Genomic DNA, 13597 nt, shown 5'->3' with positions numbered 1-13597 from the left:
CCCGGCGGCAAAGATGATCAGGTGTTGGCCTCCAGCCAGCCTTGCAGCAACAAGGCAGCGGCGATGGCATCGACCGGGTTGTCGCGGTAGCTGCCGCGCTGACCGCCACGGGCCATGCGTTCGCCTTTGGCCTCGAAGGTGGTCAGGCGCTCGTCGTGGGTGTGCACGGGCAGGTTGAAGCGGCCGTTCAGGCGGCGGGCGAACTTTTCGGCGCGGGCGCTCATTTCGCTGGGCGTACCGTCCATGTTCAGTGGCAGGCCGACGACAATGGCGTCCGGCTTCCATTCGGCGATCAGCTTTTCCACCTGGGCCCAGTCCGGCACGCCGTTCTGTGCCTTCAGGGTGCACAGTTCGCGGGCCTGGCCGGTTATCACCTGGCCGACGGCCACACCGATCTGTTTGCTGCCGTAGTCGAAGCCCAGCAGTAGGCGTAGCTCGGCCATCAGGCGTGGCCCGCCTGGCTGGTCAGCAGGTGCAGGTTGATCCCCAGGCTGGCGGCTGCAGCTTCCAGGCGCAGGTCGTTGGCCATGCCGAAGATGATTTCCGGGTCGAACGGGCAGTTCAGCCAGGCATTGTCGGCCAGCTCGGCCTCCAGTTGGCCCGCTTCCCAGCCGGCATAACCCAGGGTGATCAGGCTCTGTTTCGGGCCTACCCCTGCGGCAATCGCAAGCAACACATCCTGCGATGTGGTCAGCGACAGGCCTTCCAGGGCCACTGTGGCCTGGAAGCTGCACTCGCTGCTGTGCAGCACGAAGCCGCGGTCGGTCTGCACCGGGCCGCCCTGGTAGATCGGCACCTGCGAGGTGCTGGCCGGCGGCATTTCGTCCGGGCGCAGCTGCTCGAGGATGTCGGCCAGGCTCAGTTCCTGCGGCCGGTTGACCACCAGGCCCATGGCGCCATGCTCATTGTGCTCGACGATGTAGGTGAGGGTCTGGGCGAAGTTCGGATCGGCCATGTGCGGCATGGCGATCAGAAACTGATGCTTGAGGTAGCTGGGGGCTAGGGTTTTCATGGGGGATAGTGTGGCGCCAGGTGGCGAGGCTGACAAGGTGCGGATTTGTGTCGTTTGGTTGGTGTCTGTCTTGAGGTTTTTGGTGTCTTTGAGATCGAGCGCCGCCCGCGCGGCGCTCGATCTCCGCGCCACCGCATCTCGCAAGCCCTACGCCCAAGGCCAATACTCAATTACTGGACAAACGGTCCCCACGGGCAAACCGCCATGTCCGAATAATCTCCAACCGGTCAAACTCAGCCAAATCCCCAGTAAACGGTGCAAACGGCGCCGCCAGCCTTACGATGCGCTGTGCCGCCTGGTCCAGCACCGGTTGCCCGGACGACTCCAGCACCAGCACCTCGTACAGCGAGCCATCACGGTTGATCGACACCATCATGCGCAAGTTGCCGTAAATCTGCTGCCGGCGCGCTTCGTCGGGGTAGTTCAGGTTGCCCACCCGCTCGACCTTCTTGCGCCACTCTTCCTTGTACCAGGCGCCCTTGTCGCGCATGGTCGAGGCGGCGTTCAGGCGGTGAATGCGCGGGCGTTTGGCGTACATCTGCTGTTCGTTGGAAAGCTCCGCCTCCAGGCTGGCGATCTGGCTGGACAGCTGCGAGCTGTCGAAGTCTGGCGCAGGCGCGGCCGGTTTGGGCTGCGCCTTGCTTTCCTTGGGCTTGGGTTCGACCTTTTGCGGCTTGGGCGCGGTCGTCACTACCGCCGACTTCTGCGGGGTAGGCGGGGGTACCACTTCGGGCCTGGCGGCGGGTGGTGGGGTGATCTTGTTGATCTTGCTGTCCTGGAACGGGGCCAGTTCGGTGGTCGTGGGGACCGCCTTCTTGTCCAGGGTGCCGCTGCCCTGCTGGTTGTCCTGGGCCTGGAAATCGGCCTTCTCGGGCGCTTTCTCGCTTTTGAAGGTGGCCAGGGTGATGTCCATGGTGTGGCGAATTTCGGCAGGCTTGACCACGGTGAAGCCGACGCCAAGAATCAGCGCCAGGTGCACCAGGGCAGCCAGAAACAGGGTGAAGCCGAGCCGGTCCACCGGGCGAACACGGGGAGGCAGCAGGTCGGCAGGGATGTCAGCGGGCAGCGTCATCAGGTATCCAGCAACCGCAGGGCGGGGCAGTAGCTCAGTCGAATAGGACCGGCATCATACCCCACTCTAGGGTCTAGCTTCGCGTTGGCTGTCAGCGCGCCTTGAGCTTGCGATCAATGGCATCCATCAACTTGCCACCGATATCGGTGTTGTAGGCGGCATCGATCTCGCGAATGCAGGTGGGGCTGGTGACGTTGATTTCGGTGAGGAAGTCGCCGATCACGTCCAGGCCCACGAACAGCAGGCCCTTCTCGCGCAGGGTCGGCCCGACCTGGGCGGCGATCCAGCGGTCGCGCTCGGTCAGCGGGCGGGCCTCGCCACGGCCGCCAGCGGCCAGGTTGCCACGGGTCTCGCCACTGGCAGGGATACGCGCCAGGCAATAGTCCACCGGCTCGCCATCGATCATCAGGATGCGCTTGTCGCCGTCCTTGATCGCCGGCAGGTAGGCCTGGGCCATGATCTGCTGGGTACCCAGCGCTGTCAGGGTTTCCAGGATCACCGACAGGTTGGGGTCGCCAGCGCGGTGTCGGAAGATCGACGTACCGCCCATGCCATCCAGTGGTTTGAGGATCACGTCAGCATGCTTGGCGGCGAATTCGCGAATGATGTCCGGGCGGCGGCTGACCAGGGTCGGCGTGGTGCACTGCGGGAACAGCGTGGCGAACATCTTCTCGTTGCAGTCGCGCAGGCTCTGCGGGCGGTTGACCACCAGCACGCCATCATTCTCGGCCTGTTCCAGCAGGTAGGTGCTGTAGACGAACTCCATGTCGAACGGCGGGTCTTTGCGCATCAGGATCACGTCCAGCTCGGCCAGCGGGCTGTCCTGCTCCTCGCCCAGCTCGAACCAATGTGCCGGGTCGGCGAACACCTTCAGCGGGCGCATGCGTGCACGGGCCTTGCTTTCGCCCTGGTACAGGTCTTGCTGTTCCATGTAGAACAGGCTCCAGCCGCGTGCCTGGGCGGCCAGCAGCATGGCCAGCGAACTGTCCTTCTTGTAGGAGATGGACGCGATGGGGTCCATGACAATGCCGAGGCGAACGCTCATGGGGTGGTTCCTCTTGGCGGCGCTTGGCCGCGATGGCTCGAAAGAAAAGTGGCTCAGGGTGGCGCCGCGAGCGCCGCCGGTCAAGGGGCGGCGCAGATGGAATGGCCTTCCGGAGTGTGCTAAAAGTGCAGCTAATTTCCATTGGTAGGCGTCTATGGAACAACCCCTGAAGGTGATGGTGATCGACGATTCCCGCACGATCCGCCGCACCGCACAGATGTTGCTCGGTGAAGCGGGCTGCGAGGTGATCACCGCCAGCGATGGCTTCGATGCCCTGGCCAAGATCGTCGACCACCAGCCCAGCATCATTTTCGTCGATGTGCTGATGCCGCGCCTGGACGGTTACCAGACCTGCGCGGTCATCAAGCACAACAGTGTCTTCAAGGACACCCCGGTGATCCTGCTGTCGTCGCGCGACGGCCTGTTCGACAAGGCTCGTGGCCGGGTGGTCGGTTCCGATCAGTTCCTGACCAAGCCGTTCAGCAAGGAAGAATTGCTCGACGCGATCCGCGCCCACGTGCCCGGGTTTGCCGTACCTCAACAACACGCACCCTGACCGCGCCCCGCCATGGCACGGTCCTACTTTCCTGATGGGGAAACAGCATGGCCCGAGTTCTGATTGTCGACGACTCGCCGACAGAGATGTACAGATTGACCGAATGGCTGGAGAAGCACGGCTACCAGGTGCTCAAGGCCAGCAACGGTGCCGATGGCGTGGCCCTGGCCCGGCAAGACAAGCCCGACGCTGTGCTGATGGACATCGTCATGCCTGGCATGAACGGTTTCCAGGCCACTCGCCAGCTCAGCAAGGACCCAGAGACCAGCGCCATCCCGGTAATCGTGGTGACCACCAAGGACCAGGAAACCGACCGCATCTGGGCCACGCGCCAGGGTGCACGTGACTTCCTGACCAAGCCGGTGGAAGAGGACGCGCTGATCGCCAAGCTCAAAGAAGTGCTGGGGGCTTGACCACCCGCCCGCAGGGCGCGTCGTTGACCGCCTTCGAGTTGTTGCTGGACATCGACCGGCGCTGCCGCCTGCTGGTGGCCGACCAGCCACCGCAGGACAACCGCCTGCAGCAGTGGAGCGGCATCGGCTTTCGCATCGCCGGGCAGTGGTTCGTCGCGCCCATGGGCGAAGTGGCCGAGGTGTTGCGCGAACCGCGCAGTAGCCGTGTTCCCGGCGTGCAGCCGTGGGTGTGCGGGGTGGCCAACCTGCGTGGCCGGCTGTTGCCGGTGATGGACCTGAGCAGCTTCTTCGGCCTGGGCCACGCCGCCCCAGGCAAGCAGCGGCGGGTGCTGGTGCTGGACCACGATGACCTGTTCGTCGGCCTGCTGGTGGACGAGGTACTGGGCCTGCAGCACTTTGCCCTCGACAGCTTGCAGCTGTCGCCGCCGCAACCACTGATCCGGGCCGCTGCACGCTTTGTGCAGGGGCACTTCCCGCGTGAACGCAACTGGGCGATCTTCAGCCCCTTCGCCCTGGCCCAGGCGCCGGGCTTTCTCGATGTGGCGTTATAGGACCTGCGAACGTGAACAAGCCTGCCACCCCCGTCACTGCCACCACCGTGACCCCACGTACCCGCAGCATCGCGCAGATCACCGTGCTGTTCCTGATCCTGATCCTGTCGATCATCCTGCTGTTCGCCAACTTCGCCTACCTCAATACCCAGTCCAACTACGACAAGCAGTACATCGGCCATGCCGGCGAGCTGCGTGTGCTGTCGCAACGCATTGCCAAGAACGCCACCGAAGCGGCCACCGGCAAGGCGTTGGCGTTCAAGCTGCTGTCGGATGCGCGCAACGATTTCGAGCGTCGCTGGGGCTACCTGCGTCAGGGTGACAAGTCCACCGGCCTGCCGCCTGCGCCACCCTCGGTGCGTGACGAGATGGAGTCGGTACGCCGTGACTGGGAAAACCTGCGTAAGAACACCGACATCATCCTGGCCAGCGAGCAGACCGTGCTGTCGTTGCACCAGGTGGCGGCGACCCTGGCCGAGACCGTGCCGCAGTTGCAGGTGGAATACGAAAAAGTGGTCGAGATCCTGCTGCAGAGCGGTGCCCCGGCCAATCAGGTGGCGGTGGCCCAGCGCCAGCTGTTGCTGGCCGAGCGTATTCTCGGCTCGGTCAACACGGTGTTGGCCGGTGACGACAGCGCAGCCCAGGCGGCCGATGCCTTTGGCCGCGACGCCGGGCGCTTTGGCCAGGTGCTGGAGGGCATGCTCAATGGCAATGCGACCATCCAGGTAACCCGCGTCGAGGACGCCGACGCCCGCGCACGGCTGGCCGAAATTGCCGAACTGTTCCAGTTCGTTGCAGGTTCGGTCGATGAAATTCTCGAAACTTCGCCCGAACTGTTCCGTGTGCGTGAAGCCGCAGGCAACATTTTCAGCCTTTCGCAAACCTTGCTCGACGAAGCCTCGCACTTGGCCAACGGTTTCGAGAACCTGGCCGGTGGGCGCACCCTCGACACCGTTGGCGGTTACGCCCTGGGCCTGCTGGCGCTGGCCTCGATCATCCTCATCGGCCTGGTCATGGTGCGTACCACCAACCGCCAGTTGCGCGAGACCGCAGAAAAGAACGAACGCAACCAGCAGGCGATCATGCGCCTGCTCGACGAAATCGAAGAGCTGGCCGACGGCGACCTGACCGTGACCGTGTCGGTGACCGAAGACTTCACCGGCGCCATTGCCGACTCGATCAACTATTCCGTGGACCAGCTGCGCGACCTGGTCGCCACCATCAACCACAGCGCCATGCAGGTTGCCGCCGCTGTGCAGGACACGCAGAACACCGCTCGCCAACTGGCCAAGGCCTCCGAGCACCAGGCCGCACAAATCAGCGAAGCGTCCGAGGCGGTTGGCGACATGGTCGAGTCGATCGATCGGGTGTCGGCGCATGCCTATGAATCGGCCAAGGTGGCCGAGCGCTCGGTGGCTATTGCCAACAAGGGCAACGAGGTGGTGCATAACACCATCAACGGCATGGACAACATTCGCGAGCAGATCCAGGACACCGCCAAGCGGATCAAGCGCCTGGGCGAGTCTTCCCAGGAGATCGGCGACATCGTCAGCCTGATCGACGACATTGCCGACCAAACCAACATTCTCGCACTCAACGCTGCGATCCAGGCCTCGCTGGCCGGTGAGGCCGGCCGCGGGTTTGCCGTGGTCGCCGACGAGGTACAGCGCCTGGCCGAACGCTCGTCGTCGGCCACCCGCCAGATCGAGGCACTGGTGCGCACCATTCAGGCCGACACCAACGAAGCGGTGATCTCCATGGAGCAGACCACCGCCGAAGTGGTGCGCGGCGCCCGCCTGGCCCAGGATGCCGGGGTGGCGCTGGCCGAGATCGAAGGGGTATCGCAGAACCTTGCCGACCTCATCCACAGCATTTCCGACGCTGCCCAGTTGCAGACTTCTTCGGCAGGGCAGATCTCCCATACCATGGCGGTGATCCAGCAGATTACCGCGCAAACCTCCGCAGGCTCGGGTGCCACCGCCGACAGTATTCGCCACCTGGCCCGCATGGCCAGCGAGATGCGCCGTTCGGTGTCCGGTTTCACCCTGCCGCCACCGGCAGAGCCCAAGTGAAGCGCCGCGCAGAGGAGTGCCCATGGCTGTCGCTGCTGTAAGCCCCGAGCGCCACGAAACGGTGGCGCTGGCCTGGACCAAGGCCGCCATTCTCGATTGCCTGGGCCAGGCACGGCAGGCGCTGGAGCGCTTCGCCGGCGAACCGGGCGACTTGTCGATGCTGGCCTTCGTGGTCGACAACTTGCACCAGGTGCATGGCTGCCTGCGCATGCTCGAGCTGCGTGGCGCCACGCGCCTGGCAGAGGAACTGGAGCTGTTCGCCAAGGCGTTGGCCGATGGCCAGGTCAGCCCACGGGGCGATTGCCTGGGTGCGCTGTTCCGTGGTCTGGAGCAGTTGCCGTCGTACCTTGAGCGCTTGCGCGGCGCCCGCCACGATCTGCCGTTGGTGATGCTGCCACTGCTCAACCAGCTGCGCGCCTGCCGTGGCATCGAGCCGCTAGCCCAGGCAAGCCTGATAAGTGGTGCTACGCAACGCTTTGCCGGGTCCGACGACCTGGCCAACCTCGACCTGTCGTTGGGCAACTGGCGCGATCAATTGCAGGCCGGGCCGGGCCGCGATGCCCTGCGCTCGGTGGTGACCGCGCTCTGCGACGACCTCATGCGCATCAAGGAGCGCCTGGACCAGTTCGTGCGCAGCGATCGTCAGCACAGCGAGCAGCTCGATGCCCTGCTGGCGCCGCTGCGCCACGTGGCCGATACCCTGGCTGTACTGGGCTTCCAACAACCACGGCGGGTGATCATCGACCAGGTGCTGGAGCTGCAGGCCTTGGCCCAGGGCGAGCGGTCGGTGGACGATGCGGTACTGATGGATGTGGCGGGGGCCCTGCTGTACGTGGAGGCCTCGCTGAACGGCATGGTCGGCCCACTGGAGGAAAACGGCCAGGGTAGCCTGCCGGGTTCGGACCTGGCCGAGATACGCCAGCTGGTGCTGAGCGAGTCGCTGAATGTATTGCAGCAGGCCAAGGACCTGATCGGCGACTACCTGGAGTCCGACTGGCCTCGGCAGCGCCTGCAACCTTTGCCAGGGCTATTGCAGCAGGTTCGCGGGGCTTTGGCCATGTTGATGCTGCCCGCCGTGGCCGAGCTGTTTGCCGGCTGCGCAAGTTATGTGCAGCGTTGGTTGCAGCACCTGGACGAAGAGCCGCCCGCCGATGAGCTGACGCACCTGGCCGAGGCGCTGAGTGCTGCCGAGTGTTACCTGCAATGGCGGGTGGCCGACCCGTTGGCGGATGGCCAGCCCTTCATCGACAGGGCGCGTGCCAGCCTGGCGGCGCTGGGCGTGCACTGTGCGCAGGCTGACGCCCGAGCGGGCCTGGGAGCCGATGGCGATGGCATCGACGACGAGCTGCGCGAAGTGTTTCTCGAGGAAGCTGGCGAGTTGCTCCCGGAAATCGAGCGTCACTGGCTGCGCTGGCGTGCGGACAACCAGCAGCGTGGGGCGCTGGGGGAAGTACGTCGTGCGTTGCATACCCTCAAAGGCAGCGGTCGCATGGTGCATGCCGAGGCGGTGGCTGAACTGGCTTGGGGCGCCGAGCACCTGCTGAACCGGGTACTGGAAGGCCGCAGCGTGCTCAGCCCGGAGGGCGTGGTGGCCCTGCAGCAGGTGTTCGTCCATCTGCCCGATTTGCTGGCCGACTTTGCCGCCGGCCAGCTGCCGCAACTGACCGAAATCGAGCAACTGGCTGGGCACCTGCACGCCCTGGCTGAAAACGACGCACCAGCCACGGCCAATATCGATGGCCTGGATCCGCAGTTACTGGATATTTTCCGCAGTGAAGCGCAGGGCCACTTGGCCAGCCTCGATGCCTTCCTGCAGGGCGCCGATGGTCACGATACGCCGGTCAGCGATGGCCTGCAGCGTGCCCTGCACACGCTCAAAGGCAGTGCCGCCATGGCCGGGGTGATGCCGGTCGCCGAACTCGCCACCGCCTTCGACCGCTTGGCCCGTGAGTACAAGGGGCATCAACTGCCGCTGCAAATGGCCGAGATGGAATGGTTGGAAGCCGCGCGCTCGCTGTTTCATCTGGGCCTGGCGCAACTTGACAGTACGCCGCTGGCTGCCATACCCGGCGCTGCGGAGCTGATCGAGCAGGTTGGCCAGGCAGTGGACGGCCGCCTGGCCAGCTTGCATGACGACCCGCAGCACGCGCGGCGCAGCAAGCGCGACCCGCAGTTGGTCGCCAGTTTCCTGGCCCAGGCCATGGACATTCTGCTCAATGCCGAGTCGGTGCTGTCGCGCTGGCAGCAGCAGCCAGGTCAGCGTGACGCACTGGACACCCTGCTTGATGAAATGACCACCCTGGGCCATGCCGCTCACCTGGCTGACCTGTGGCAGATGGATGATGTGTGCGAGGCCTTGCTCGACCTGTACGGTGCAGTAGAAGAGGGCAGCCTGCCCGCCGATGCACGCTTCTTCGCCCAGGCGCAGCACGCCCATGAAGCCCTGCTGGACATGCTCGACGAAGTGGCGGCTGGACAGGATCTGGCGCCGCGCCCAGAACTGGTTGGCAGCCTGCGCAACCTGTTGGACCAGGCCCTGCCCCCGGATGCAACCGGCCTTGTGGGCATTGATACGGTCACACCGCTGCACCCGGACATGGACCTGACCGATACCTTGGGGCTGGGGCACCCGTCGTTGCTGCCGGGGGCCGCCGAGCCGCTGGTCGAGAAGCCGGAAAACCCCGGCGAAGAACTGCTGGAAGTGTTCCTCGAAGAAAGCTCGGACATCGTCGAAAGCGCCGCAGCAGCCCTGGCGCGCTGGCAGGCCGACCCGCGCAACAGCGTCGAGGTGGACAACCTGATGCGCGACCTGCACACGCTCAAGGGCGTGGCGCGCATGGTCGAAATCGCCCCGATCGGCGACCTGGCCCACGAACTGGAGTTTCTCTACGAACTGTTGGCCGCCGGCCGTTTGCCACCGAGCGCGCCGCTGTTCGCCCTGCTACAGAACTGCCACGACCGTCTGGCGCACATGCTCGATGCCGTGCGCCTGGGGCAGCCGCTGCATGCTGCCACGGCGCTGATCGACTACATTCGCAATTTCAGCAGCGCGGCACTGACCGACAGTGCCGCGGGCCAGGGAGCGCTGGAGGCTGCAACCGCCGAAGTGCCGGCAGCGGCGCCAGAGCGGGTGCCGGGCGACATGGTCAAGGTCGATGCCGAGCTGCTCGACGACCTGGGTAACCTGGCCGGCGAGCACTCGATCATTCGTGGGCGCATCGAGCAGCAGGTCAACGATGCGCAGTTCACCCTCAACGAGATGGAAACCACCCTCGAGCGCATGCGCGACCAGTTGCTGCGCCTGGACGTCGAGACCCAAGGGCGAATTTCCAGCCGTCAGCAGTTCGAAGGCGATGCCTATGACGATTTCGACCCGCTGGAAATGGACCGCCATTCGCAGCTGCAGCAGCTGTCGAGGGCCCTGTTCGAGTCTGCCTCGGACCTGCTCGACCTGAAGGAAACCCTGGCCCAGCGCGCTCAGGAGGCGTATAGCCTGCTGCAGCAGCAGGCGCGGGTGAACAGCCAGTTGCAGGAAGGCCTGACCGCCACCCTGATGGTGCCGTTCGAACGCCTGGTACCGCGCTTGCAGCGCGTGGTGCGGCAGGTGGCCAGCGAGCTGGGCAAACAGGTGGAGCTGGTGGTCGGCAATGCCGAGGGTGAGCTGGACCGCAGCGTGCTCGAACGCATGGTGGCGCCGCTGGAGCATATGCTGCGCAACGCCGTCGACCATGGCCTGGAAAGCCGCGAAATGCGCCTGGCTGCCGGCAAGCCGGAGCAGGGCACCATTCACCTGAATTTGTTGCACGAAGGTGCCGATATCGTCATCGAAATGACCGATGACGGTGCCGGCGTGCCACTGGAGGCGGTGCGGCGCAAGGCCATCAAGCGCGGCCTGCTGGACCCGCAGGCCCAGTTGAGCGATCACGAGATCCTGCAGTTCATCCTGCGCCCGGGCTTTTCCACCGCTGAAAAGATCACCCAAATTTCCGGTCGCGGGCTGGGCATGGATGTGGTGCATGAGGAGGTCAAGCAACTGGGGGGCTCGATGAGCATCGAGTCGGCCCAGGGCAAAGGCGCGCGCTTCTTGATCCGCCTGCCGTTCACGGTGTCCATCAACCGCGCGTTGATGGTGCACCTGGGCGAAGAGCAGTACGCAATTGGGCTCAATACCATCGAAGGTATCGTTCGTGTGCCGCCGGCCGAGCTGGCGGCGTGCTACCAGTTGGACGCGCCACGTTATGTCTACGCCGGCCACGAATACGAGCTGCGCTACCTGGGCGAGTTGCTGCAAGGTGTGCCACGCCCGACCCTGCTGGGCCAGAGCGTGCCATTGCCGGTGCTGCTGGTGCATGCCAAGGAGCAATCGTTCGCCATCCAGGCCGACGGCCTGTCGCCCAGCCGCGAGATCGTGGTGAAAAGCTTGGGGCCGCAGTTTGCCGCGGTTGCCGGGTTGTCGGGGGCAACGTTGCTGGGCGATGGTCGGGTGGTGTTGATTCTTGACCTGCTGGGCCAGCTGCGCGGCCAGCAGCGACGGCTGGCTCGCCTGCCCGCTGGTGGCAGCCAACGCCAACTGCTTGGCCCGGCACCACGCCGCCCCTTGCTGGTGATGGTGGTGGACGATTCGGTAACCGTGCGCAAGGTCACCAGCCGCCTGCTGGAGCGCCACGGCATGAGCGTGCTCACAGCCAAAGACGGTGTTGACGCCATGGCCTTGCTGGAAGAGCACCGGCCCGACGTGTTGCTACTGGACATCGAGATGCCACGTATGGATGGTTTCGAGGTGGCTACACGTATCCGCCGTGACGCCCGCCTGAAGGACCTGCCTATCATCATGATCACTTCGCGTACCGGGCAGAAGCACCGCGACCGCGCCATGGCCATCGGCGTCAACGAATACCTGGGCAAGCCGTACCAGGAGTCGCTGTTGTTGCAGAGCATCGCCCATTGGAGCCAGACCCATGCTTGAACTGATTGCCGGGCAACGCAGCAGCCTGACCGGGCTGTTGCTGCCGCTGGGTGACCGCACCCTGGTGCTGCCCAACGTGGCGGTGGCCGAGTTGAGCGGGCAGCGCAACCTGGTGTGTCAGCACGGTGATCCCGCTTGGCACCTGGGCTGGATCGACTGGCGCCAGCAACGCTTGCCGCTGATTGGTTTCGAGGCGGCGTGCGGTGGCGAGACGCCGTGCGGTGAGCGGGCACGCGTAGTGGTGCTCAATGCCTTGGGCGATACCGGGCTGCGGTACCTGGCGCTGTTGCTGCAGGACATCCCGCGTTCATGCAAGCTCGACAGCCAGCTCAACTATGTGGACGTGGCACTGGGGCGCCTGGAGTTGGCGGCGGTGCAGGTGGGCGAGCAGGTGGCAAGGGTGCCGGACCTGGTTGCATTGGAAAGGCTGGTGCGTGACGCGGATCTGCAACCTGATCTTGGGTAGGATGTAAGGCCGAAAAAGACTGCTTCAGGAACCCAGCCCACCTCGGGAGGTCTGTGTTTGCATGTATTACGGTGAACGCTTCAACGCCTGGACTCACCTGGTCGGTGCTGTCCTCGCCTGTATCGGTGCCATCTGGCTGATCGTGGTCGCGGGCCTGCAAGGCGACCCGTGGAAGATCGTCAGTTTCTCCATCTACGGCAGCACGCTGCTGTTGCTGTACAGCATTTCCACCCTGTACCACAGCACCCGCGGTCGAGCGAAGGTGATCATGCGCAAGCTCGATCACCTGTCGATCTACCTGTTGATCGCCGGCAGCTACACGCCGTTTTGCCTGGTCAGCCTGCGCGGCCCGTGGGGCTGGAGCCTGTTCGGTGTGGTCTGGGGGCTGGCGGTGATTGGCATGTTGCAGGAGATCAAGCCGCGCTCCGAGGCGCGGATCCTGTCGATCATCATTTATGCCGTGATGGGCTGGATCGTGCTGGTTGCAGTCAAGCCATTGCTCAATACGCTGGGCACCGCAGGTTTTACCTGGCTGGCGGCCGGCGGGGTGTTCTACACCGTCGGCATCATCTTCTTCGCCTTCGATAGCCGTTTCCGCCACTGGCACGGCATCTGGCACCTCTTCGTAATTGCCGGCAGCCTCATGCACTTCGTGGCGGTGTCGTTCTATGTGCGTTAGTTAAAAGTCGCCCCACAGCTGCTGTGCCACCGACAGCGCCACCACCGGCGCGGTTTCGGTGCGCAGCACGCGTGGGCCAAGGCGTGCTGCGTGGAAACCGGCGGCTTTGGCCTGTTCGACTTCGGCTTCGCTAAGGCCGCCTTCGGGGCCGATCAGGAAGGCCAGGCCTGCAGGCTTGGCATGGCTGGTGAGCGGCTCGGCCACCGGGTGCAGGACCAGCTTCAGGTCAGCCTGAGTGCTGCTCAGCCACTCGGTTAGGGGCACGGGTGGGTGGATGACCGGCAAGGTTGAGCGCCCGCATTGTTCGCAGGCACTGATCGCCACTTGGCGCCAGTGGGCCAGACGTTTGTCGGCACGTTCGTCCTTCAGGCGCACTTCGCAGCGTTCGCTGACGATCGGGGTGATTTCGTTGGCGCCCAGTTCGGTGGCCTTCTGGATCGCCCAGTCCATGCGTTCGCCGCGCGACAGGCCTTGGCCGAGGTGCACGTGCAGCGGTGAGTCGGCCTGGCCGGTGAGGGCTTGGTCGAGGCTGACACGCACGGTTTTCTTGCCCACTTCAAGCAGTTGGCCGAGGTATTCCTGGCCGCTGCCGTCGAACAGCTGCACGGCGTCGCCGGGGGCCATGCGCAGCACGCGGCCGATGTAGTGGGCCTGGGCCTCGGGCAGGTCGTGTTCGCCAAGGCTCAGGGGGGCGTCGATGAAGAAGCGGGACAGTCTCATGGGGTGCTCGTTTTAAAGGTTTACTCGCCCGTTGTAGGAGCGGCC

General features: G+C 64.7%; 12 protein-coding genes. 7 read left to right on the top strand and 5 right to left on the bottom strand.

Going from position 1 to position 13597, the window contains the following annotated elements:
- Positions 1-17 precede the first annotated feature (17 nt).
- The 4 genes from ruvX to gshB all read right to left on the bottom strand — a co-directional run bounded on the left by ruvX (position 18) and on the right by gshB (position 3129).
- Positions 18-443, bottom strand: coding sequence for a Holliday junction resolvase RuvX (gene ruvX / locus DM807_RS02795; RefSeq protein WP_003249316.1), 426 nt, complete (start codon positions 441-443; stop codon positions 18-20).
- Entirely contained in the window at positions 443-1012 is a 570-nt protein-coding gene (locus DM807_RS02790; RefSeq protein ID WP_012274555.1) for a YqgE/AlgH family protein, read from the bottom strand. Before DM807_RS02790 ends, ruvX begins: the two co-directional genes overlap by 1 nt.
- A 166-nt stretch (positions 1013-1178) precedes the next feature.
- Positions 1179-2084: an energy transducer TonB gene (locus tag DM807_RS02785; RefSeq protein WP_012274554.1), complete on the bottom strand. Its 906-nt coding sequence runs from the start codon at positions 2082-2084 to the stop codon at positions 1179-1181.
- A 91-nt stretch (positions 2085-2175) separates the two neighbouring features.
- Positions 2176-3129, bottom strand: a complete 954-nt coding sequence (gene gshB / locus DM807_RS02780) for a glutathione synthase (RefSeq protein WP_012274553.1) — start codon at positions 3127-3129, stop codon at positions 2176-2178.
- Positions 3130-3283: 154 nt separating this feature from the next.
- Here gshB and DM807_RS02775 point away from each other — a divergent pair, with 154 nt between their 5' ends.
- The 7 genes from DM807_RS02775 to trhA all read left to right on the top strand — a co-directional run bounded on the left by DM807_RS02775 (position 3284) and on the right by trhA (position 12832).
- Entirely contained in the window at positions 3284-3685 is a 402-nt protein-coding gene (locus tag DM807_RS02775; RefSeq protein ID WP_012274552.1) for a response regulator, read from the top strand.
- A gap of 47 nt (positions 3686-3732) precedes the next feature.
- Positions 3733-4098 carry a twitching motility response regulator PilH gene (gene pilH, locus DM807_RS02770; protein ID WP_012274551.1) on the top strand — a complete coding sequence of 122 codons (366 nt, stop codon included), beginning with the start codon at positions 3733-3735 and terminating at the stop codon, positions 4096-4098.
- Positions 4095-4649 carry a chemotaxis protein CheW gene (locus DM807_RS02765; protein ID WP_012274550.1) on the top strand — a complete coding sequence of 185 codons (555 nt, stop codon included), beginning with the start codon at positions 4095-4097 and terminating at the stop codon, positions 4647-4649. The genes pilH and DM807_RS02765 overlap by 4 nt, the downstream gene beginning before the upstream one ends.
- Before the next feature lie 47 nt (positions 4650-4696).
- A complete protein-coding gene (locus DM807_RS02760) occupies positions 4697-6721 on the top strand; it encodes a methyl-accepting chemotaxis protein (protein ID WP_223296421.1) in 2025 nt (674 codons plus the stop codon).
- Between the two features lie 22 nt (positions 6722-6743).
- A complete protein-coding gene (locus DM807_RS02755) occupies positions 6744-11687 on the top strand; it encodes a hybrid sensor histidine kinase/response regulator (protein ID WP_179027032.1) in 4944 nt (1647 codons plus the stop codon).
- Positions 11680-12153: a chemotaxis protein CheW gene (locus DM807_RS02750; RefSeq protein ID WP_012274547.1), complete on the top strand. Its 474-nt coding sequence runs from the start codon at positions 11680-11682 to the stop codon at positions 12151-12153. The genes DM807_RS02755 and DM807_RS02750 overlap by 8 nt, the downstream gene beginning before the upstream one ends.
- Positions 12154-12214: 61 nt before the next feature.
- On the top strand, positions 12215-12832 hold the full coding sequence (gene trhA / locus DM807_RS02745) for a PAQR family membrane homeostasis protein TrhA (protein WP_012274546.1): 618 nt from the start codon (positions 12215-12217) through the stop codon (positions 12830-12832).
- Here the strand turns inward: trhA and DM807_RS02740 are convergent, their stop codons facing one another.
- A complete protein-coding gene (locus DM807_RS02740) occupies positions 12833-13552 on the bottom strand; it encodes a 16S rRNA (uracil(1498)-N(3))-methyltransferase (RefSeq protein ID WP_012274545.1) in 720 nt (239 codons plus the stop codon).
- Between the last annotated feature and the right edge of the window lie 45 nt (positions 13553-13597).

Origin of the sequence: Pseudomonas hunanensis (assembly GCF_013393325.1) — a bacterium.
In the GTDB taxonomy this organism is placed as follows: domain Bacteria; phylum Pseudomonadota; class Gammaproteobacteria; order Pseudomonadales; family Pseudomonadaceae; genus Aquipseudomonas; species Aquipseudomonas putida_P.
The sequence above is the reverse complement of the archived record's forward strand: the minus strand, read 5'-3'. Positions and strand labels throughout refer to the sequence as shown.